The organism is Bartonella schoenbuchensis R1 (assembly GCF_002022685.1).
GTDB classification, from domain to species: Bacteria; Pseudomonadota; Alphaproteobacteria; order Rhizobiales; family Rhizobiaceae; genus Bartonella; species Bartonella schoenbuchensis.
The window spans coordinates 890338-914421 of sequence record NZ_CP019789.1 but is presented as its reverse complement, the minus strand read 5'-3'; the positions used below and the strand labels follow the sequence as shown (position 1 = coordinate 914421).

At 36.9% G+C, this 24084-nt stretch carries 14 protein-coding genes and 2 pseudogenes; 5 read left to right on the top strand and 11 right to left on the bottom strand.

Features of this window, described 5'->3' with window-relative positions; genetic code table 11:
- Positions 1-215: 215 nt before the first annotated feature.
- The gene (gene recG, locus BscR1v2_RS03910; RefSeq protein ID WP_078689806.1) at positions 216-2324 is read right to left on the bottom strand and encodes an ATP-dependent DNA helicase RecG; all 2109 of its coding nucleotides are present in this window, start codon (positions 2322-2324) and stop codon (positions 216-218) included.
- 338 nt (positions 2325-2662) lie between these two features.
- Between recG and dnaE the strand changes: the two genes are divergently transcribed.
- Positions 2663-6151: a DNA polymerase III subunit alpha gene (gene dnaE / locus BscR1v2_RS03905; RefSeq protein ID WP_078689805.1), complete on the top strand. Its 3489-nt coding sequence runs from the start codon at positions 2663-2665 to the stop codon at positions 6149-6151.
- Between the two features lie 62 nt (positions 6152-6213).
- On the opposite strand, the gene BscR1v2_RS03900 is transcribed toward dnaE, so the two are convergent.
- Both BscR1v2_RS03900 and BscR1v2_RS03895 read right to left on the bottom strand, forming a co-directional pair.
- Positions 6214-7452 carry an FAD-binding protein gene (locus BscR1v2_RS03900; protein ID WP_078690315.1) on the bottom strand — a complete coding sequence of 413 codons (1239 nt, stop codon included), beginning with the start codon at positions 7450-7452 and terminating at the stop codon, positions 6214-6216.
- 27 nt (positions 7453-7479) lie between these two features.
- Positions 7480-7728: a zinc-finger domain-containing protein gene (locus tag BscR1v2_RS03895; RefSeq protein WP_078689804.1), complete on the bottom strand. Its 249-nt coding sequence runs from the start codon at positions 7726-7728 to the stop codon at positions 7480-7482.
- Between the two features lie 186 nt (positions 7729-7914).
- Here BscR1v2_RS03895 and BscR1v2_RS03890 point away from each other — a divergent pair, with 186 nt between their 5' ends.
- Entirely contained in the window at positions 7915-10095 is a 2181-nt protein-coding gene (locus BscR1v2_RS03890; protein ID WP_078689803.1) for an RNA degradosome polyphosphate kinase, read from the top strand.
- Positions 10096-10102: 7 nt separating this feature from the next.
- Positions 10103-11613: pseudogene (gene ppx / locus BscR1v2_RS03885) on the top strand (exopolyphosphatase).
- Positions 11614-11718: 105 nt separating this feature from the next.
- Here the strand turns inward: ppx and rnd are convergent.
- Positions 11719-12873 carry a ribonuclease D gene (rnd, locus tag BscR1v2_RS03880; protein ID WP_078689802.1) on the bottom strand — a complete coding sequence of 385 codons (1155 nt, stop codon included), beginning with the start codon at positions 12871-12873 and terminating at the stop codon, positions 11719-11721.
- Between the two features lie 138 nt (positions 12874-13011).
- Here rnd and aspS point away from each other — a divergent pair, with 138 nt between their 5' ends.
- Positions 13012-14802: an aspartate--tRNA ligase gene (aspS, locus tag BscR1v2_RS03875; RefSeq protein WP_078689801.1), complete on the top strand. Its 1791-nt coding sequence runs from the start codon at positions 13012-13014 to the stop codon at positions 14800-14802.
- A 288-nt stretch (positions 14803-15090) separates the two neighbouring features.
- A complete protein-coding gene (gene parC / locus BscR1v2_RS03870) occupies positions 15091-17340 on the top strand; it encodes a DNA topoisomerase IV subunit A (RefSeq protein ID WP_078689800.1) in 2250 nt (749 codons plus the stop codon).
- A 117-nt stretch (positions 17341-17457) separates the two neighbouring features.
- Here parC and BscR1v2_RS03865 read toward each other — a convergent pair whose 3' ends face one another.
- From BscR1v2_RS03865 to purC, 7 genes and pseudogenes are all read right to left on the bottom strand, one after another.
- Positions 17458-18702 (bottom strand): multidrug effflux MFS transporter, encoded by a 1245-nt coding sequence (locus tag BscR1v2_RS03865; protein ID WP_078689799.1) that lies wholly within the window; start codon positions 18700-18702, stop codon positions 17458-17460.
- A 76-nt stretch (positions 18703-18778) separates the two neighbouring features.
- A complete protein-coding gene (gene grxD, locus BscR1v2_RS03860) occupies positions 18779-19111 on the bottom strand; it encodes a Grx4 family monothiol glutaredoxin (RefSeq protein WP_078689798.1) in 333 nt (110 codons plus the stop codon).
- A gap of 100 nt (positions 19112-19211) precedes the next feature.
- Positions 19212-19448 carry a BolA/IbaG family iron-sulfur metabolism protein gene (locus BscR1v2_RS03855; protein WP_010703820.1) on the bottom strand — a complete coding sequence of 79 codons (237 nt, stop codon included), beginning with the start codon at positions 19446-19448 and terminating at the stop codon, positions 19212-19214.
- A gap of 55 nt (positions 19449-19503) precedes the next feature.
- Positions 19504-21714, bottom strand: coding sequence for a phosphoribosylformylglycinamidine synthase subunit PurL (gene purL / locus BscR1v2_RS03850; RefSeq protein WP_078689797.1), 2211 nt, complete (start codon positions 21712-21714; stop codon positions 19504-19506).
- A gap of 349 nt (positions 21715-22063) precedes the next feature.
- On the bottom strand, positions 22064-22732 hold the full coding sequence (purQ, locus tag BscR1v2_RS03840) for a phosphoribosylformylglycinamidine synthase subunit PurQ (protein ID WP_078689795.1): 669 nt from the start codon (positions 22730-22732) through the stop codon (positions 22064-22066).
- A 12-nt stretch (positions 22733-22744) separates the two neighbouring features.
- Positions 22745-22984: a phosphoribosylformylglycinamidine synthase subunit PurS gene (purS, locus tag BscR1v2_RS03835; protein WP_078689794.1), complete on the bottom strand. Its 240-nt coding sequence runs from the start codon at positions 22982-22984 to the stop codon at positions 22745-22747.
- An 82-nt stretch (positions 22985-23066) separates the two neighbouring features.
- A pseudogene (gene purC / locus BscR1v2_RS03830) lies at positions 23067-23830 on the bottom strand (phosphoribosylaminoimidazolesuccinocarboxamide synthase).
- Between the last annotated feature and the right edge of the window lie 254 nt (positions 23831-24084).

Below are 24084 nucleotides of genomic sequence, written 5' to 3'. Positions count from 1 at the left end.
GTTAATAAGGAAGAATAGGATAGTTTTTTTTAAGAGATGTGAGGAAAATAATATATTTGTTTTCTAATAACTTATATAAAATAGAAGTTTTTAAACTCAGATATTCATTTGGTTCATATACAGTTTTTTTGCAAAGCATTCTTGTTAGGGTGATTAAAACTTTTTTTAGCAATAGAATTTTGGATAATTTTGTTCGTAAATACGCTTTTAAAAAATTAGCCTGAACGTAAAAGCTGAATGGCATCATCATGTCTAAAAAGGTAGAGAAGTAAGCGTAAAGCTTGTCCCCGTTCTGAGGAAAGATCAGAATCGTGTTGCAAGAATAAACATGCATCCTTTCTTGCCATTAACAAAAGTTTATGGTGCGCTGTAAGGTTTGCTATGTGGAACTCAGGCATACCAGATTGTCGTGTTCCTAAAAGCTCACCTTCTCCTCGCAAACGCAAGTCTTCTTCAGCAATTTTAAAACCATCTTCTGTGTTACGTATGATATTAAGACGCATTGCAGCTGTTTTTGTAAGGGGAGCTTTATATAGTAAAATACAAGAAGATTTTTTTTCTCCTCGTCCAACGCGTCCACGCAATTGGTGTAATTGTGAAAGACCAAAATGCTCTGCATGTTCGATTATAATAATTGAGGCATCAGGAATATCTACTCCCACTTCAATAACTGTAGTTGCAACTAAAATACATGTTTCTCCAGATTTAAAAGACGCTATTGCTGCATTTTTTTTAGTGGTAGACATTTTTCCATGTATCATACCAACACATGCACCAAATCGTTTATGGAGAATGGCAAAACGGTTTTCAATCGAAGTAAGTTGAAAGTTTTCTGATTCTTCTACCAAGGGACAGATCCAATAAAGTTTTTCTCCTTTTTCTAACGCAACTGCAATTCGCTCTATAAGTTCATCAATCCGCTCTAAAGGGAGAGTTGCTGTAGTGATTGGTTTTCGTCCAATTGGTTTTTCTGTAATTTTTGATACATCCATGTCACCAAAGGCTGTTAACACCAGTGTGCGTGGAATAGGGGTGGCTGTCATCACTAATATGTCAGGTTTATGACCTTTTGCTGTAAGGGCAAGACGTTGATTTACACCAAAACGGTGCTGCTCATCAATAATGGTTAAAGCAAGGTTATTATAAGTAACATTCTTTTGTATCAAGGCGTGGGTGCCGATGATAATAGAGATTTTCCCTGACAATATATCGTTAAGAATATTTACGCGTGATTTCCCTTTTTCTCGTCCAGTTAAAAGAACTGTTTTTAAACCAATTTTTTCAGCAAGAGGAGCAATCATAGTAAAATGTTGTCGTGCAAGCACTTCTGTGGGTGCCATTAGAGCTGACTGACCTGAATTTTCAGCAATTTGTGCCATTGCCATTAGTGCAACTACGGTTTTTCCTGTTCCTACATCACCTTGGAGGAGTCTTAACATAGGTTCAGGTGAAGCTAAATCACTTGCAATATCTTGTATTGCTTGTTTTTGTGCATTTGTCAGTTGAAAAGGTAAAGATTCAAGCAGTTTTTCTGTATAGACACCTGTTGGTGGGCGAGAAGCACCTGAAAGAGATTTTGTTTTTAAACGTACAAGACCAAGAGCTAATTGACCAGCAAGGAGTTCATCATAGGCAAGGCGTTGACGTGCTGCACTTTTTAAAGCCAAATCATTAGGGTCTATCGGTGCATGAATACAATGCAAAGCATCAGAAAAAGAAGGAAATTGTTGCTGTTTTTTAAGATTTTTCTCTATCCATTCTGGCAAAAGAGGAATACGCTCAAGAGCACCTTGCATTGCGCGTTTTAGTGCTCTTGCTGATAGCCCAGCGGTAGAAGGATAGATAGGTTCAATTAGTGGCATCTGGTTTAATTGTTCACTAGGGGCTATATGATCAGGGTGAACTATTGAAAGCTGCCCGTTAAATCGTTCCACTTTACCTGATACAATTACTTTTTTTCCTTCAGGGAGCTGTCTTTCTAGCCAAGAACGTTGAGCGTGAAAAAACACTAAATTTATGCTTCCTGTTTTATCATAACCAATGACACGATAAGGTGATCGGTTGTTACTATTTAGTGGTGGTCGGTGTTGATCAATGATGATTTCAAGAGTAACGATTTTTCCTTCTGGTGCAAAAGCTATATCGGGCCGCATTCTTCGGTCTATAACGGAATGAGGCATCAGTTGAAGCAGGTCAATTATAGTCGGTTCATGTTGTGAGAGATTGGTGTTTAAAACTTTAGCCAGTAAGGGATATACTTTTTGGTTCACTCCTGGAAGAGTGCGGATAGAGGTTGAAAACAGATTAAAGAGGTTTGAATACATAAGGAAATTTAGCCTGCTCTTTTCATTTTTTCTAGTACTTTAGAGGAGCTTTTTGGGGATAAATTACTCAGTTTATGAGAATAAATTGCATTATTTTAAATTTTAAGCCTTGGATAACAAGAATAAAAAATTAAATTAACAAATGTGGTAAGAACAGTGCAAGAAGGGTAGCTAATATCAGTAATATTATATATGATATGAAGAGAATTGGAGTACTTTCCATATATACGATAATGCTAAAATTATAGATTGAATATAGGGGGAACTAGAGTACTTTTTATTATGAAACAAATAATAGTTGCAATTTGGCATTTATGTTGTGATGGGAAATTGTGAAAATGCCAGCAAAAAAAAGCAAAATACTAAACAGTAAAAATTCTCTTCCTCGCTTTATTCATTTGAGGGTTCATTCAGCTTATTCCCTTCTTGAAGGGGCTTTGAAAATCAGGCAAATTATTCAGCATGCAATTTCTGATCATGCACCAGCAATAGCTATTACAGATACGAATAATTTGTTTGGTGCTTTAGAGTTTTCTCAGTATTGTTTTACAGATGGTGTGCAACCTATTATTGGTTGTCAGCTTGCGATTGATTTTGAACATGAAAATTGTGATCCACGTTTAATCAAACCACGCAACCCTTCTGATTTTGCTTCTATTGTTCTGTTTGCTGCTAGCGAAGCAGGCTATGCTCATTTGATTAGCCTTGTTAGTCGCGCTTATCTTGATAAACGTGATACGGATCCTCCTCATATTAAGGCTGATTGGCTGTTATCACAAAATGAAGGAATTATTGCTTTAACTGGGGGGTGGAATGGCCCCATTAATTTGGCTTTAGTAGAAAATAAAAAAGAGCGAGCTGTTGAGCATTTAACTTATTTGAAGCAAATTTTTGGTGATCGTCTTTATGTTGAATTACAACGACATAGTTCTTACGATCGGAAAGTTGAAGCCGCACTTGTTGAATTAGCTTATGAGCATGAAATTCCTCTTGTTGCAACCAATGAAGCTTTTTTTCTGAATAAAGAAGGGTACGAGGCTCATGATGCATTGATGGCCGTGGCAGAGGGGCAGATTGTTTCTAATCCAAATCGCAGGCGTGTGACGCCAGATCATTATTTAAAATCACAAGATGAAATGGTTTCATTATTTTCTGATCTTCCAGAAGCTTTAGAAAATAGCGTTGAAATTGCGTTACGTTGTCATACTTTTGTACCAACTCGAAAACCTATTTTACCCCGTTTTACAGAACGCTCTGTAGATCCAGATTCTGCTTTAGAAGATGAAGCTAAGGAATTATTAAATCAGGCTAAAGTTGGTTTAAAAATGCGCCTTGAAACAATTGGTTTGGCCGAAGGTTATACAGTTGAAGATTATGAACAACGACTGGATTATGAAATTTCAGTTATCACACGTATGCAATTTCCTGGCTATTTTCTTATTGTTTCGGATTTTATAAAATGGGCAAAAGGCCATGGTATTCCTGTCGGCCCAGGGCGTGGTTCTGGCGCTGGTTCACTTGTTGCTTATGCTTTGACTATCACTGATGTTGATCCTTTGCGCTTTTCTCTCTTGTTTGAGCGTTTTCTCAATCCAGATCGTATTTCTATGCCAGATTTTGATATCGATTTTTGTCAAGATCGGCGGGAAGAAGTTATTCAATATGTTCAAGAAAAATATGGTCGTGATCAAGTAGCTCAAATTATTACATTTGGTAAATTACAGGCACGTGCGGTGTTACGTGATGTCGGACGTGTTTTGGAAGTACCTTATCGTCAGGTTGATTATCTTACCAAATTAGTTCCTTCTATGCCTGGCAGTAATATTGAGTTGGCAGTGGCTATTCGAGATGAACCTAAATTTAAGGAAGAAAAGAAAAAGAATCCTGTTATTGGGCGCATGTTGGATATAGCACTTCAGCTTGAGGGGCTTTACCGCCACGCATCAACCCACGCTGCAGGAATTGTTATCGGCGATCGGCCATTGTCAGAGCTTGTACCAATGTATCGCGATCCACGTTCTGATATGCCAGTTACCCAATTTAACATGAAATGCGTTGAGCAAGCTGGTTTGGTAAAATTTGATTTTCTTGGTTTGAAAACGCTGACTGTTTTAAAAATGGCCACGGATTTTGTTGCACGAAAAGGTGTAAAGGTAGATTTGTCGCATATTTCTCTTAATGATGAAACGACTTATACTATGTTAGCGCGTGGTGAAACAGTTGGTGTATTTCAAGTTGAAAGTTCTGGTATGCGTAAGGCGCTTATTGGGATGAAGCCGGACCGCATTGAGGATATTATTGCACTTGTGGCACTTTATCGTCCTGGTCCAATGGAAAATATTCCAACATATAATGCACGCAAACATGGGAAAGAGGAAATTACTTCTATTCATCCTAAAATAGATCATCTGGTTAAAGAGACACAAGGTGTTATTGTTTATCAAGAACAGGTTATGCAAATTGCACAGGTACTTTCTGGTTATTCTCTTGGAGAAGCAGATTTATTACGCCGCGCTATGGGTAAAAAGATCCATAAGGAAATGCAAAAACAGCGTACACGTTTTGTAAGGGGTGCTGTTGATGGTGGTATTGATAAAGATCAAGCTGATATTATTTTCGACCTTTTAGCAAAATTTGCAGATTATGGTTTTAATAAATCGCATGCTGCTGCTTATGCAATTGTTTCATATCAAACAGCTTATATGAAAGCACACCACCCAGTTGAATTTTTAGCTGCCTCCATGACATGTGACATGACAAATACGGATAAGTTGAATGATTTTCGACGTGAGGCATTAAGGCTGGGAATTGAAGTTATTGCACCTTGTGTGCAAACATCGTGTCGTGTTTTTGAAATAGGAGAAAAGTGTATTTATTATTCCCTTGCTGCGATTAAAGGTATTGGGGATTTAGTAGTTGACCATATTGTCGCTTGCCGGGGAGATAAGCCTTTTAAAGATCTGGAAGATTTTTGTGAGCGTATTGATCCTCGTATTGTTAATAAACGTGCGATGGAAAGTTTGATTTATGCAGGTGCTCTTGATTGTTTTCAAGTTGCACGTGAGGTTTTACTGGCAAGTCTTGGAACTCTTAATGCACGCGCTATTCGTATTATTGATAATAATTCTAGTGGGCAGACTGATATATTTGGAATGATGGGTGGGCCGAAAGAGCCTTTGATTTTATCGCAAGCATCTCCGTGGTCTTTGGCTGAAAAACTTCATCACGAATTTCAGGTAATAGGTTTTTATTTTTCTGCTCATCCTTTGGATGAATACCAAACTATTCTTACAAAAAAACGCGTTCAAATTTGGAGTGATTTTTCTGATGCAGTAAAAAAAGGGGCGACTGCTGCTCGGCTTGCTGGAACCATTGTGGCAAAGCAAATTCGCAAAACAAAATCTGGTAAAAAAATGGGGGTTATTCAGTTTTCTGATACAAGTGGGCACTATGAGGCAGTTATATTTTCTGAAGGGCTTTCTATTTACGAGGATATGTTAGAACCGGGAAAATCTTTTATTGTTACAGTAATTGCAGAAGATCGCTCTGAAGGAATTGGTTTACGTATTGAAACTATTCAGTCCTTAGAAAAAGAATCAATACGGGATTGTAAAACAATGCGCCTTTTTATAAAAACAGCAGACATTCTTCCACAAATTGAGCAGTATTTAAAGCCCGGTGGCAATGGAGAGGTGGCATTTATTCTGATTCAAGAAAATGGGGTACGGGAAGTTGAAGTTATGCTTTCAAAGCGATACAAGGTAAATTTACAGGTAGCAAATGCTATAAAAGCAATTCATGGTGTGATTGATGTAGAGTTGAGTTAAATCAACAGTGAAGTGACCTGTTATTTAGAGTGTAGATTTTGTAGTTTTTTACTATACCGTTTTTAAATATTATTTTTTGCCAGATTCATGGCGTCATAACTGTAAAGCCAATCTAGGCTAGATATAATGTTTTCTGATGAACGAATTTTCATTATAAAGTTACGTGCAACTGCTAAAGGACCGGTTGCATGGTAAACTAGTTTATTAAAATCTCCACGTTTTTTTATGGCTGTAACGCGAGGTTTGCGTATTTTTTCATAAAGTGAAATAGCCTCAATGAGTGAAAGGTCACTAATTGAAAGCACTTCTGCTAATGTGGCTGCATCTTCTATCGCCATAGCAGCACCTTGTGCTGCAAAAGGCAAGGCTGCATGCGCACAGTCACCAACAAATACTTGCTGTTTTAAACCTACAAAACGATCATGATTCATTTGAAATAGTGGCCAATAATTCCAAGTGTCAATATGATCAAAGAGTTCGAGGATTTTGGGATTCCAATTACTAAAGAGAGCTTTGAGTTTTTCTTTATCTCCCTTTTGATTCCATTCTTTTTGTGCATTGTCTCCATGAGTGATAGCTACAAAGTTAAAAATTTTTGCAGATTGAATGGGATAGACAACAAGATGATTCTTAGGTCCCATCCAGGCAGTAATTGTCTTTATATTTTGCAATAAAGAACGAAAATTTGGGGGAAGATTTTCAAATGTCGCTGTTGCACGCCAAGCAATTAAGCCACTAAAATCTGCTTTTTCATGGAAAGGGGCAAGTTGGCGTAACTTAGACCAAACACCATCGCACCCGATAAGAAGTGATGTAGAATAAAATTGATGTTGTTGTATTTTAGTTGATTCTTCTGTTTTTATAGTTTCTATATTAATGCTGTGGGTTGTAGTGTGAGTAGATGATACGATATTTTCACCTAGTTTACATGTGATAAGAGGGTTTTTAAGAACAGCATTATATAAAACTTTCTGCAAATCAGCTCGATGAATCGTGATATAAGGGGCTTTCCAACGTTTTTCAGATAAATTGATAAGATCAACATGGAAATGCGTTTTTAACGATATACCGTCTTTTAGCTCAAGAAAATGTGGTTCAAGGCCTAATTCAATTAATTTTTTTAAAACCCCCCAGTGGGCAAGAATGCGCGTTGCATTTGGAGTAAGCTGAATGCCAGCACCTACACTATCGAGTTGTTTACATTTTTCAATAAGAGTACTTGCAATTCCCTTTTGGGCAAGTGCTAAAGCAGAGCTTAAACCAGCAATTCCCGCCCCGATAATGATTGGCGGTTGATCAATGATAGCCATTGTATATTATATTAGAAGTTATAGCGGGTTATCTATATGATATATGCACCCTGTTGGATTTGTTTGATTGAATGACAATGAATGATTATAGCGATAAAGCGTTGAGCAATAGGGGCAAATTTTTTCATCATCTGCTCCCATATCGATAAAAATATGAGGATGGTCGAATGGTTCTGTAGCACCTACACACATGAATTCTTTTACACCAATTTCAATTATTTTATATCCACGGTCATTTTGGAAATGGAGAATATTGTGGTCAGACATTGTGTAAAAGCCTCCAGCTAAATTGTCTGATAAGACATGATTGAGATCAAATATTTTAAATCACACGTTAACTTTATTAGTTTGTAATTGAATACACTATAATGCAAAATGCTTTTTAAGACAATTTGCAAATAAAAATTCTTCCAATTATTTTTAATTAATGTAAAGACAGATTATCTGAGGGATATGAAACAGACAATAACGGATCAGATTGCTACTCAAAATATAACGATGCAAGATCCAGCACGATTTATTAATCGAGAATTTTCGTGGCTAGAATTTAATAATCGTGTGGTAATGGAGGCTGCTAATCCGAAGCATCCTTTATTAGAGCGCCTACGTTTTCTTGCAATTTCAGCAACTAATCTTGATGAGTTTTTTATGGTCCGTGTTGCTGGCCTTGTTGGTCAAATTTGTGCAGGGATTGTAGAATGCAGTGCAGATGGACGAACCCCACAGGAGCAACTTGATTTTATATTAACTGAGATTTCGTATCTGCAAACTAATCAGCAACAGAAATTTTGTGTTTTACGTCATGAATTAAAACAGAATAATATTGAAATTATTCACTCTGATAGCCTTTCAAAAATTGAAAAATTATGGCTTGAAAAGCATTTTTTAAACACGATTCTTCCTATTTTAACGCCTTCATTTATTGATTCTGCTCGCTCTTTTCCATTTATTCCTAATTTAGGGCTCTCTATTGTATTCCAATTGTTGCACCATGTTGATCAACACCCTGTGACGGCATTATTGTGTATGCCAGCTGATTTGAAACGTTTTATTTTACTTCCTCAAGAGAAGAATAGTTTTCGTTTTATCGCGTTTGAAGATGTTATTAGCCTTTTTGTTAGCCATTTATTTCCTGATTATGAAGTTAAAGGAAAAGGTATATTTAGAATTATCCGTGATAGTGATATAGAGGTGGAAGAAGAGGCTGAAGATCTTGTCCACCTTTTTGAAACTGCACTTAAAAGGCGTCGTCGTGGGCAAATCATTCGAATTGAATTTGATGTTAAAATACCTGAAGATTTACGTCAATTTATAACAAGTGAACTTTCAGTTTCTGATAATTGTATCAGTACTTTAAATGGATTGTTGGCACTTGATATGATATCAGAAATTGCTTCTATCCCACGTGATGATTTGAAATTTGTTCCTTATAATCCTCACTTTCCTGAACGTGTTCGCAAACATAATGGTGATTGTTTTACAGCTATTCGTGAAAGTGATATTATTATTCACCATCCTTATGAATCATTTAGTTTTGTTGTGCATTTTTTACGTCAAGCTGCTCAAGACCCTGATGTTGTTGAGATCAAGCAAACTCTTTATCGCACGTCGAAGGATAGCCCGATTATTGGTGCTTTGATTGATGCTGCCAAACAAGGTAAATCAGTAACCGCTTTGGTAGAACTTAAAGCGCGTTTTGATGAAGAGGCGAATATTCGCTGGGCACGTGATCTTGAACATGCGGGTGTTAAAGTTGTTTTTGGTTTTATTGAACTCAAAACACATGCTAAAATGTCTTTAATAATGAGGCGCGAAGAGAATCGTCTTCGCTTTTATGTGCATCTTGGCACAGGCAATTATCATCCAATTACTGCTAAAATTTATACTGATCTTTCTTTTTTTACCACTGATGATGGCATTGGTCATGATATTGCATTACTTTTTGATTATATTACTCAATATAAACAACCAAAAGAAGCAAGGAAAATTGCTTTTTCTCCATTAACATTGCGCAATCGTATTCTTGAACATATCGAAGAGGAAACTGTCAATGCGCAACAGGGGCAACCTGCTACTATTTGGATGAAAGTAAATTCATTGGTTGATCCTAAAATTATTGATGCTTTATATCGCGCTAGTCAAGCTGGTGTACAGATTGATTTGATTGTTCGTAGTATATGTTGTTTAAGACCTGGTATTCCAGGCATTTCGAATAATATTCGTGTAAAATCAATAATAGGGCGGTTTCTTGAACATAGCCGTATTTTTTGTTTCGGTAATGGTGAAGATTTGCCGAGTGAAAATACCATAGTTTATTTTGGTTCAGCCGATATGATGACACGTAATCTTGATCATCGTATTGAAGTGTTGGTTCCGGTTTTTAACAAGGCAGTTCGTCGACAAATTCTTTCACAAATTATGTTGGCTAATATTATTGATAACCAACAAAGCTTTGATATATTGAGCGATGGAACATCAAAACGTATAACACCGTTAAAAGGTGAAAAACTATTTAATGCGCAGGAGTATTTTATGACCAATGCAAGTCTTTCTGAGGGGGGCAAATCTTTTAAATCTTCTGCTTTACGTTTAATGGCGTTGCGTCGGCAGAAAAAAAAGACAGATAAAGACTGAAATATCAATGACATATACAAATGCTCAAGGTCGACTAAAAGGGTGTAAACCCATTGCTGTGGTCGATATTGGTTCAAATTCTGTTCGACTTGTTGTCTATGAAGGTCTTGTACGCTCGCCGACGGTTTTATTTAATGAAAAAATTCTTTGTGGTCTTGGTCAAGGTGTTGCAAAAACTGGCTTTTTAGAAAAAAAATCAACAGAAATGGTATTGCACACATTGAAACGATTTCGTGCACTTTGCCAACAGATTGGTGTAGATGAAATTCATGCTTTAGCAACAGCAGCAGTGCGGGAAGCAAAAAATGGGGTAGCTTTTATTCAGGATGCTGAAAAAATCTTACACAACAGGATATGCGTTCTTTCAGGAAATGAAGAGGCAGTTTATTCAGCTTATGGAGTTATTTCCACCTTTTATCGGCCAAATGGTGTTTCTGGTGATCTTGGTGGTGGAAGTCTTGAGCTTATTAATATCTATGATTCTAACTTAGGTGAAGGGATAACGCTACCATTGGGTAGTTTGCGGTTGCAATATATGTCTAATAACAATATTGCAGCAGCAGCAAAGATTGCTCATGAGAAACTTTATGAAGCTTCTTTTATGCATAAAAGTACACCACATTATTTTTATGCAGTAGGAGGTACGTGGCGTAATCTGGCAAAACTTCATATGGCCGCTAAACATTACTTGTTACCTGTTGTACACGGTTATGAAGTTGATGCACTTGAGATGAAGGATTTTCTGCACCTTGTAGCTAGTGATAATATTGATAATTTGAAAGGTATTTCAGCTATTTCAAAGAATCGTCGTCAACTTTTAGCTTATGGAGCAGTCGTCCTTATTGAACTTATTCAATATATGGGTTTTAAAAAAATAGTTTTTTCTGGGGCTGGGGTTCGTGAAGGTTTTCTCTATTCACAATTATTGCAAGAAGTTCGCATTTCTGATCCTTTAATTGCAGCCTGTCAAGAGATGGCTATTTTACGAGCACGCTCACCAAAGCAGGCAGATGAACTCATTGATTTTACGACAAATGCATTTGAAGCTTTTGGAATTTTAGAAACTGAAGATGAATATCGTTATCGTAAAGCTTCTTGCCTTCTTTCTGATATTGGTTGGCGTATACATCCAGATTATCGAGGTAATGAGGCAGCTAATCAAATAGCGTTAGGATCCTACCCAGGGATTTCTCATGAGGGGCGCATTTATGCTGCATTAGCTATTTTTTTTCGTAATGCGGGGTTATTTGCCGATAAAGAAATTCCAGATGTTCTTAAATTAGCAACTCGTGATATGGTTGAAAAGGCACGTATCCTTGGGGGGTTATGCGTATTGCAAATCTTTTTAGTGCTTTTACTACAGGGATTTTACCTGATCTATCATGGCAGAAAAAACAAGATCACGTTGTATTACATATTCCAATGTGTCATGCTGATTTAATAGGTGAACGGCCTTTGGGACGATTGAAACAATTATCAAAGATAACAAAATTACCTCTGACGTTTGAAATTTCATGATTCTTTTATAGATGAATTAAAAGTCTATTATTTTCTGAAATAACAACACATTCAGATTTATTGTATATTTAATGTGTATCTCTCTATAGAAATATCTTTTGTAAGTTAAAGCTGCTTAATTGTTATTTCTCCATTGTGAAAATAAAATGCTAGCTGGCCTTTTAGCATTTGTTCTGCTTTTTGACCAAATATTTCATAACGCCAACCATTCATAGCAGGGATATCTTCCATTATACCACCATGAGCGATTTTTTCTAAATCATTGGAAGTTGCGATAATCTTAGGAGCAATGTCATTTTCATTTGCAACAAGTTTTAATAATACTTTAAGCAGATCAATTGCAGCAGCTGTTTTATCATGAATAGGATTATGCTTGGGAAGGTCAGGTAAAGAAGCAATATCGACTTCAAAACTTTCGTGGATAGCTTTGATTAATGCTTGTGTTATTGATGGATGATACCCGCTTTTTTTTAGGCTGCGTAAACGTTTTAGTTCAAGTTCATCTTTTGGTTGTTGAATTGCAAGTTCAATAAGGCATTCGTCTTTCATGATATGACGACGTGGAACATTATGCTTGCGTGCTTCACGTTCACGCCAAGCAGCGACTTTTTGTAACACAGCCAGTTCACGAGGGGCTTTAACTTTCCCTTTTACTTTTTTCCATGCGTCTTCTTCTGGTATATCGTAAGTTGTTGGTGTTAAAAGAATCTCAAGTTCATCATCCATCCAATGGGTTCGTTTGTTTTTTTCTAATTTCTTTTTCAATGAAAGATAAACGTCTCTTAAATAAGTTACGTCAGCAAGTGCATAGAGCAATTGTTTTTCAGAGAGGGGGCGGTGGCTCCAGTCTGTAAAGCGAGATGATTTATCAAGATGATGTCCAGTGCAGCGTTGTACAATTTGATCATAGGAGATAGAATCACCAAATCCACAAATTGATCCTGCTATTTGTGTATCAAATAGAGGGTAGGGGATGATTCCCCCGAGATGATAAATAGTTTCTATATCTTGGCGTGCAGCGTGAAAAACTTTAACAATTTTTTCATCTACCATCAGGTCAAAAAATGATTGTAGATCAATATCCGGTACCATTGGGTCAATAAGCATTGTAACATTTGGAGATGCAAGCTGAATCAGGCACAGTTGAGGCCAAAAGGTTGTTTCGCGGATAAATTCAGTATCTACGGTTACAAAATCAGAATTACTCAAAGCGGCAATTGCAATTTCAAGTTCTGTTGTCTGTGTAATAACTTTCATCACCCTATTATAGCATAAGTAGGTTAAAATTGTCTTTTATTGTGTTTTTTTCTAGGTTTTTTTGGGGGTGTCTTGACAAGTAGCTGCCAAAAATCGTTTGTAACGCGTATGAAACAATTTAAAATTTAAAGGCAGAAAACTATGCACCGTTATCGCAGTCATAATTGCGCCGCGCTTCGTAAATGCGATGTAGGAATACAAGTCCGTCTTTCAGGGTGGGTTTATCGTGTTCGTGACCATGGCGGAATTCTTTTTATTGATTTACGAGATCATTTTGGAATCACACAGATTGTTGTTGATCCTCATTCACCTGCTTTTAAAACTGTTGAGAAGGTGCGTGCTGAATCAGTTATTCGTGTGGATGGGGAAGTGCGTGCACGTGCTGATGAGGTTATTAATGCCACTTTGCCAACGGGTGAGGTTGAAGTTTTTGCAAGTGAGGTGGAAATTCTTTCAAAATCTGATGAACTTCCTCTACCGGTTTTTGGCGAACCTGATTACCCAGAAGATATTCGATTGAAATATCGTTTTCTTGATTTGCGTCGAACAACTATGCACAAGAATATAATGCGTCGCACTGAAATTATTGCTTCCATAAGAAAGCACATGCAAAATTGTGCCTTTACAGAATTTACGACGCCACTTTTAACGGCATCGTCCCCAGAAGGGGCACGCGATTTTTTGGTTCCAAGTCGTATACATCAAGGAAAATTTTATGCACTGCCTCAAGCGCCTCAGCAGTATAAACAGTTATTAATGGTTTCTGGTTTTGATCGTTATTTTCAAATAGCTCCATGTTTTAGAGATGAAGATCCACGTGCAGATCGTTTGCCAGGTGAGTTTTATCAATTAGATGTTGAAATGAGTTTTGTTGAGCAAGAAGATGTTCTTGCAACGATGGAGCCTATTATACGTTCTGTTTTTGAAGAGTTTGCCGATGGAAAGTGTGTTACACAAAGTTTCCCTCGTATTTCATACGATGAAGCGATCCAGAAATATGGTTCAGATAAACCTGATTTACGCAATCCAATTATTATGGAAAGTGTTTCTCAACATTTTTATGATTCTGGTTTTAAGGTTTTTGCTCAGATTTTAGCGAATGATAAACATGCGCAGGTATGGGCTATTCCAGCTAAAACAGGGGGAAGCCGTTCTTTTTGTGATCGTATGAATGCATGGGCACAAGGTGAGGGGCAGCCCGGTCTTGGCTATATTTTTTGGCGTCAAGAAAACGGAGTCTTTGAGGGAGCTGGTCCTATCGCTAAAAATATTGGTGAGCAGAGGACTGAAGCTATTCGTGCGCAACTTGGGCTTGAAAGTGGTGATGCTTGCTTTTTTGTTGCAGGAAATCCGAAAAAATTTGCGTCTTTCGCTGGTGCTGCGCGTACACGAGTAGGAGAGGAGTTAGATCTTATCGATCATAAATGTTTTTCTTTAGCATGGATTGTTGATTTCCCATTTTTTGAATGGAATGAGGATGAGAAAAAGCTTGATTTTGCACATAATCCTTTTTCAATGCCTCAAGGTGGAAAAGAGGCTATTGATTGTCAAGATCCTCTCACTATCAAAGCTTTTCAGTATGATCTTGTTTGCAATGGTTATGAGATTGCATCAGGTGGAATTCGTAATCATTCACCAGAAATGATGTTGAAGATTTTTAAGCTTGCAGGTCTTTCTGAAGAGGTAGTCGAAGAACGTTTTGGTGGTCTTTATCGTGCATTTCATTATGGCGCTCCACCTCATGGTGGTATGGCTGCTGGTATTGATCGTATCGTAATGCTTTTGCAAGGTGTGAAAAATTTACGTGAAATTTCTTTATTTCCTATGAATCAACAAGCGCTTGACCTTTTGATGAGTGCTCCATCTGAAGTTTCTGCCCTACAGTTGTCTGATTTAGGAATTCGAATTGTTCGTACTGCCAAAAATGATTGATAAAATTAGTTGTTATTTTGATGCTAAATTTATTAAAGGTTGTATTTTAAAATGCTAAAAATGAGCTTTATGGGGTAATATTTCCACTTTCTCCTATCGGCTGATAAAATAAATAGTAAATATTCTTTTCTAAATTTTCAGTATTAATCTATTTCCTCATTATTTTTTACTCACAATGGTTATTTACATAATATAGTTTTTGTAAAATGTTCAGGTACTAAAAATTTTGCACTTAATAGGCCTTATGGCATACTTATTTTTTATTTTGGAAATTTCTATTCACGTATTATGTCAGTTAAAATGAGTCAGCCTTTTGATAAAGAATGTATTGAGCCAGTAGAATTGTGTTCTGCTTTGCAGGAACGCTATTTGGCCTATGCGCTTTCTACCATTACACACCGTGCATTACCTGATGTACGAGATGGATTAAAACCAGTACATCGGCGTATTATCCATGCGATGCGTTTGTTAAAGCTTAATCCTGGACAGTCTTATGCTAAATGTGCGCGGATTGTGGGTGATGTGATGGGTAAATTTCATCCTCATGGTGATGCGTCTATTTATGATGCATTAGTACGCTTAGCTCAGGATTTTGCTGTTCGTTACCCATTAGTTGATGGGCAGGGCAATTTTGGTAATATTGACGGTGATAATGCCGCAGCCATGCGTTATACAGAAGCACGTATGACTGAAGTTGCAGCATTGTTACTTGAAGGGATTAATGAAGACTCCATTGATTTTCGTTTGACTTATAATGAGGAAGATGAAGAGCCTGTTGTTTTACCAGGTGCTTTTCCTAATCTTTTAGCCAATGGTTCATCAGGTATTGCTGTTGGTATGGCGACATCTATTCCACCACATAATGTTGCTGAATTATGTGATGCGGCATTGCATTTAATTGCTCACCCCAATGCAAACAATGAGGATTTAAATAAGTTTGTACTTGGACCTGATTTTCCAACAGGTGGTATTTTAGTTGAGCCTAAAAAGAGTATTGAAGAATCATATCGTACAGGGCGTGGATTATTTCGGTTGCGTTCACGTTGGCATCAAGAACAAAGTAGCCGTGGTTCTTATGTCATTGTTGTTACTGAAATTCCATATCAAGTACAAAAATCACGTCTTATTGAAAAAACGGCAGAATTATTACTTGCACGGCGCTTGCCAATGCTTGAAGACATTCATGACGAATCTGCAGAAGATATCCGTATTGTCCTTGTTCCCAAAAATCGTACAGTTGATGCTGAGCTCTTAATGGAGTCACTTTTCAAATTGACTGATTTTGAGGTGAGATTTCCTCTTAATCTCAATGTTTTGACTTTAGGTAAAGTACCTAATGTTCTTTCTTTACGTGAAAGTTTACAGCAATGGCTTGAACACCGTAAAGAGGTACTTGTTCGTCGCTCAAGTTATCGACTTAATGAGATTAATCGTCGATTGGAAATTCTTAATGGATATCTTATTGCGTATTTGAATCTTGATAAGGTGATCCAAATTCTTCGTGAAGAAGACGAACCCAAAAAAGAATTAATCGAACATTTTAAATTAACAGATAATCAGGCTGAAGCTATTCTTAATATGCGGTTGCGTTCTTTACGGAAACTTGAAGAGTTTGAAATTCGTAAAGAATTTGAGTCTCTTAAGACTGAAGAAGCACAATTGCAAGCCCTATTAGCCTCCAATATAAAACAGTGGAAAATGATTTCAGATGAAATCACAAAAGTTCGGAAAATTTTTGGGCCTGAAACTATTTTAGGCAAAAGACGTACAACGTTTGAGGATGCCCCAAAGCACGATGTTAATGATATTCAACAAGCAATGATTGAAAGAGAACCGGTAACTATTATTATTTCTGAAAAAGGTTGGATGCGAGCTTTAAAGGGCCATTTGAATGATTACAAAATGCTTTCTTTTAAAGAGGGGGATTGCTTAAAATTAGCATTACCAGCATTTACTACAGATAAAATTGTTGTGGTAAGTACTGGTGGGAAATTTTTTACTATTGGTGCAAATGTTTTGCCTGGAGGAAGAGGGCACGGTGAACCAATTCGTATTTTAGTGGATATGGATGGTGAACACGATATTTTAACAGCCTTTGTACATAATGCGCAAGAAAAGCGGCTTTTGGTTTCAGCTTATGGAAATGGTTTTATTGTTTCTGAAAATGAAGTGATTGCCAATACGCGAAAAGGAAAGCAAATTATGCATGTGAAGTCTCCTGATAAAGTAAAACTTTGCGTTCCGGTAAATGGTGATTATGTCGCAGTGGTTGGAGAAAACCGCAAATTGCTTATCTTTGCCATAGAGCAAATACCAGAAATGAGCCGTGGTAAAGGTGTTCGTTTGCAACGTTACAAAGATGGTGGTGTTGTTGATGCCAAAACCTTTAATTTGTCAGAAGGTTTAAGTTGGCAAGATACAGCTGAACGCAGTTTTAATCGCCAGTCTGATGAGCTTATTGAGTGGATGGGAACACGTGCTGGAGTGGGACGCTTGGTTCCAAAAGGATTCCCAAAATCGGGAAAATTTTCTAATTAATATGATGATAGCATATAAATTTGGCTTAAAGTGCACTAGCAATAGGCTTTAGGCTCTTTTAAATTTATTGGCAATAGTAATTCAAAGGGATTATTACAATCCCTTTGAGAGTTACATCTATTTAGAGTGATGTTTAAAAAGACTTCCACGCTCAGCACATATTACAAGAAAAATAGCGATAAGACTGAGAAAGAAAAATCCTGCCGAATTGGGGATCATTGTTTCATCGAAGCGTTGTGCAATGAAGAAACCAAGACCTGTAGCAATGGATGTTTGAAGAAAACCAGATACAGAAGCTGCTGTTCCAGCAATTTTTCCTAAAGGTTCGAGAGCAAGTGTATTAAAATTAGCCATAATACCACCGCACGTAAACATTAGTATAGAATACAATATCATGTAAAAAGAAAAAGAAATAATACCACCTGTTAAAATTGATGCGATAAACCAGACGCATGAAATGGTACAAAATAGTAGAAGCATACTATGACCGATGCATCGCATTCCAAGACGATGAACAAGTCGAGAATTTAAGAAAGCTGATACTGCTTGAAATGCAGCACTGGCTGCAAAAGCTACAGGGAATAAAATCCCTAAATTATAGATTCCTTCATATATTTGTTGCGATGTGTTAACAGCAATAAAGATACAACCTAACATAATAGAAGTAGCAAGCGTGTAACAAAGTGCAGTCCGGTTGGTAATGACAAGGCATAAACCGTCTTTAATAGAAGAAAAAGAAAGAGAACGTTGTGTATGGAGAGTTTCAGGTAAGCGCAAGTAAATCCAAATCATCAACCCAAAACCAACAAATGCCATGAATATAAAAATAAGTTGCCAGTGTTCAAGAAATAAAATCGTCTGTCCTATTATTGGTCCAAGCATGGTTGCAATGAGGAAAACCATCATGACTATGGACATAACTTCTGCCATTTCTCGACCACTGTAGAGATCTCGTACCATGGAGATTGTAAGCACACGCATTGCAGCACCCCCAATGCCTTGCAAAATACGTAGAATAAGTAACAAGGGAAAACTTGTTACATATGCACAACCAAGTGCTGTTAATGAATAAAGGGTAAGGCCTATGAGAACAAGGTTACGCCGCCCGAAACGGTCACTTATTGGGCCAAAAAATATTTGTGTGACACCAAAGCTGATAAGATAACAAGAAATGATATAATGCTGATCATTTTCGTTAATAATATTAAAGCTATTTAAAATATTAGGCATAGCTGGCAGCATAATATCAATGGCTATAGAATTAATTGCCATCAGTGCTGCAATGATAATGACAAATTCTTTATATCCAATTCTTTTCTTGATTGCATCTATATGCTTTTGTTCGTCAACCGAATACGACATATACACCCTTTAAAATAAAAAAACTCTGACTTAAATAGCAGTTCACTTAAGAGGCTGAATAAAATTAAAGTTAATTCTATGATATATTAAAGATAATGTCTTTTTCTTTGAGTAGTTTTTGTAACTCATCACTTTGAAACATTTCTTTAATAATGTCACAACCACCAATAAATTCACCTTTGATATAAAGTTGTGGAATTGTTGGCCAATTTGAATAATCTTTTATTCCCTGACGCAATTCATCAGAAGTTAAAACATTAATTCCTTTATAGTGTAATCCTAAATAGTCAAGAATTTGAACAACTTGCCCAGAAAATCCGCATTGCGGAGCATTAGGTGTTCCTTTCATGAATAAAACGACATCGTTTGTTTTAATTTCATTATTAATAAAATCATAAGCAGTAGTCATTTTTATTCCTTATATTGGCTAACATTTTAGGAAAATTACAGTTGTATTGGTCTTATTTTAAATCGTATTAACAAAATGAATGCAAGAAGAAATTTTTAGATTATTTATTAGGTACACTTGTTTGAAGCGCTAAAGCGTGAAGAGCACTTCCCATATTACCTTTAAGAGCATCATAAACCATTTTGTGCTGCTGAACACGGCTTTTACCCCGAAAACTTTCTGAAATAACTTCCGCAGCGTAATGTTCACCGTCTCCTGCAAGATCATGGATTGTTACTTTTGCATCGGGGATGCCTTCACGAATAAGAGTTTCAATTGCATGAGCATTCATTGCCATGAGTTATTCTCCTCTATTTATTTGTTATTTTTATATAGCCAATGGAAATAAATCATTATTTATCACCCATAAACTCTGGAAACCAGCTTTCATAAGCTTGCGTCAGTTCAGATACTGGAAGTGTTAATACATCTTGTATGTCAAGTGCATTGCCTTCAACTGTACCAAGCTCCATTAAAGAAACTTCGCTTGTTTGAGCAAGTGTTTTAAGCTCATTAAATTTATTAGGATTAACTGCCAACAGGTAACGCCCTTGGTCTTCACCGAAAAGTTCAGCATGATGTGGTAATTTGTTGCTTAATTTTGCTTTAATTCCTTTATTTGCTTTAATTACCATTTCTGCAAGAGCAATGGCCAATCCTCCATCGGAAATATCATGAGCAGCATGAACAAAACCACAATTAATAACCTCGCGAACAAACTGACCATTCTTTTTTTCAAGCTGTAAATCCACATAAGGTGGTGCGCCAGCCTCAATATTTAAAATATCACGTGCGTAGATTGATTGTCCTAAATGTGAGCCACAAGGCCCAATTAAGACTATAATATCTCCGTTTTGCATATTATTTATTGTAGCCATTTTTGACCAATCATTAAGAATACCAACACCAGCGATTGTAGGTGTAGGAAGAATTTCTTCTCCATTGGTTTCGTTATAAAGGGAAACATTTCCTGAAACGATTGGAAAATCGAGTACTCTACAAGCTTCACCTATACCTTTAATGGCAAAAACTAGCTGCCCCATAACTTCAGGTTTTTCAGGATTGCCAAAATTGAGATTATCAGTAGCAGCTAGTGGTGTTGCACCTGTGGTACTAATATTGCGCCAACATTCTGCAACAGCTTGTTTTCCCCCTTCATAAGGGTCGGCTTCACAATAGCGAGGCGTTACATCAGAGGAAAAAGCAAGAGCACGTTTGTCGTTATTGTCTATGCGGATAACACCTGCATCACCCCCTGGGCGAGTGAGGCTGTTACTCTGAATAATTGTATCATACTGTTCATAAACCCATCGCCGTGAACTTTGATTGGCGGAGTTTAGTAAGGTAAGCAGTGCATCACCGAGGTTTTCAACTTTTTTAACTTCTTCTACTCTAAGAATTGGCTTTTTAGGGGGCTCTATCCAAGGGCGATCATAAGCTGGGGCTTCATCTCCAAGTTCTTTAATTGGTAGATTAGCCACTTCTTGCCCTTCGTGTAATACGCGGAAACGTAAATCATCCGTTGTTTTTCCAATGACAGCGAAATGAAGCCCCCATTTATTAAAAATTTCAGATGCTTGCTTTTCAAGTCCTGGTTTAAGAACCATAAGCATACGTTCTTGACTTTCAGAAAGCATCATTTCATAGGCTGTCATATTTTCTTCACGAACAGGTACGTTATCAAGATTTAGCTCTATTCCTAAATCTCCTTTTGCACCCATTTCAACTGCAGAGCATGTTAACCCTGCTGCACCCATATCTTGAATACCAATAACGGCTCCTAATGCCATCAATTCTAAACAAGCTTCAAGCAGGCATTTTTCAGTGAAAGGATCACCCACTTGAACAGTCGGGCGTTTTTCATTGATTGTATCGTCAAATTCAGCAGAAGCCATTGTAGCTCCACCAACACCGTCACGTCCTGTCTTGGCACCAAGATAAACAATAGGAAGTCCTACACCTTGCGCTTTGGAATAAAAAATAGAATCTGTTTTTGCTATACCAGCCGCGAAAGCGTTAACGAGAATATTGCCATTATAACGCTTGTCAAAATTGACTTCTCCACCAACAGTAGGGACACCAAAAGCGTTGCCATAACCACCAATTCCAGAAACAACACCTGAAACCAGATAACGCGTTCGGGGATGATCAGGAGATCCAAATCGTAATGCATTCATACTTGCGACAGGGCGAGCACCCATTGTAAAAACATCACGTAAAATACCGCCAACACCTGTTGCTGCACCTTGATAAGGTTCAATGTAAGAGGGATGGTTATGACTTTCCATTTTGAAAACCACACATTGATTGTTGCCTATATCAACAACACCAGCATTTTCACCAGGACCTTGAATGACACACTTTCCTTTTGTTGGTAAAGTTTTGAGCCATTTTTTAGAAGATTTATATGAACAATGCTCGTTCCACATTGCAGAAAAAATTCCAAGCTCAGTTAGTGTTGGTTCTCTCCCGATTAACTCTAAAATACGTTGGTATTCATCGGGTTTTAAGCCATGTTGTGCGATTAATTCTGGTGTAATGGCAATGTTATTGCGAAAGTTCATTAGTATTTCCGTTATATTGATCAGATTTAATATGTATTATCATTTTTAATCCAGGTTGTTTGGTGTATTGGTAATTTCATTATTTGATAATGAAGCTATTAAGGACTATAAGTTAAGGCTTTAATTAGTTCTGCTTTAACAAACTCAGGGGTCAAATTTTTTAAAAAATTATAAAGCACGATTGAAACACGAAAGTCATTTGAGCTTGAATAATAAGCATAAAATTTAAAAGAAGGACCAAATTTATAGTGAAACTTTGAGCTTTCAAACCACACCTGATGTGTATTTGGAATAATATATTTCATTATTGCGAGTTTAGAAATTTGCTTAGTAAGGTTTACTTCATACATTAATTTTTCGATTCTAAAACACTTTGAAACAATAAGCGGCCATCACCACCACCATGCGCAGTTTCAATGAAATTTTCAGGATGAGGCATTATACCAAGAACGTTGCCAGTTTTATTGACGATACCGGCAATATCATTAATTGAACCATTGGGATTTGTATTTTCTGCATAACGGAAAACAATTTGCTTATTGTCTTCCATTTGCTTCAATGTATCATTATCAACGAAGTAATTTCCATCGTGATGGGCAACAGGGCAGCGAATAATTTGTCCTTTAGAATAGCATCGAGAAAATTTTGTATCAGCATTAGCGACTTCAAGTTTTATTTCACGACAAACAAATTTCAATGAAGCATTGCGCATTAAAGCGCCTGGTAGCAATCCGGATTCTAGCAAAATTTGAAAACCATTACATACCCCCATAATCATGACGCCTTTTTGTGCTTTTTCATGCACAGCTTGCATAACTGGCATTCGCGCACCAATAGCGCCACATCTTAAATAGTCACCATAGGAAAAACCACCAGGGATAACAATCATATCGACTTCTGGAATTGTTGTTTCCGTTTGCCAAATCTTGAGAGGTTGAATGCCTGTTATGTGATATAATGCTGCAATCATATCTTGATCGCGATTTAATCCAGGTAATTGAATAATAGCAGTTTTCATCGAGTGACCCGATCAAAGAAGTTCTATAGTGTAGTTTTCAATGACAGTATTTACAAGCAATTGTTCACACATTTGTTCAAGTTTTTGTTTTGCTATTTCAGCGGGTATATTATCGAGAATGATATCAAACACTTTTCCTTGGCGAATAGATTGAATATCGGTAAAAGCTAAACTATTTAAAGCACTAGTGATCGCTTCTCCTTGAGGGTCAAGAACGCTGCTTTTTAAGGTAACTATAACGCGTGCTTTCATTTTTATTTCCTGTTATTTAAAGCATTTTTAAAAAGAATAGCTCTTTTTTATAAAGCAAGGCTATATTGCATTACTTTGTTTCTCATTTAACTAAAACTGGACCGCTTGGCCGTTGAGGGTCATTTTCATTCATAATACCAAGACGCTTTGCAACATCTTGATAAGCATTAATAAGCCCACCCATATCACGGCGAAAACGATCTTTATCCATTTTTTCTCGTGTTTGCATATCCCATAAACGAGCAGAATCAGGTGAAATTTCATCAGCAAGGACGATACGCATCGTTTCGCCTTCCCATAAACGACCAAATTCTATTTTGAAATCAATCAATTGAATACCAACGCCTGCAAAAAGCCCAGAGAGAAAATCGTTAATGCGAATTGAAAGTTGCATAATTTCTTCTATTTCTTGCGGAGCAGACCACCCAAAAGCAGTAATATGTTCTTCCGTTACCATTGGGTCATCAAGAGAATCGTTTTTATAGTAAAATTCGATAATAGATTGTGGAAGAACTGTTCCTTCTTCTAGCCCTAAGCGCTTAGAAAGGGAACCTGCAGCGACATTACGTACAACAACTTCTAGCGGAATAATTTCGACTGCTTTGATAAGCTGTTCACGCATATTGATCCGTTTGATAAAGTGTGTTGGGATACCTAAACGACCAAGTTGAGTAAAAATATACTCTGAAATACGGTTATTTAAGACTCCTTTACCATCAATGATTTCATGTTTTTTTGCATTAAATGCAGTTGCGTCATCTTTAAAAATTGAATATAGGTACCCGGTTCAGGCCCTTCATATAGGATTTTAGCCTTACCTTCATAAATGCGGTGACGACGATTCATCATAATTCTCTATTCGTTGAAAAATCTTAATATTGTTGATAAAAATAGTATCTTAATTAGCAACAATTCTCAATGAATTGCTATAATGTTTACTACAATTTTTATTATTTAAGGCATATTAAATGAGATTTAAACTTTTATAGTCTGGCAAAAACATTAATGCAATCAGGCAAAGTGAATATTTTTATGTTTTTCAGCATAAATCAGTGCAGGCAAAAATATTTAAGCTTCTTATAGGGTATGTGTTAAGTAAT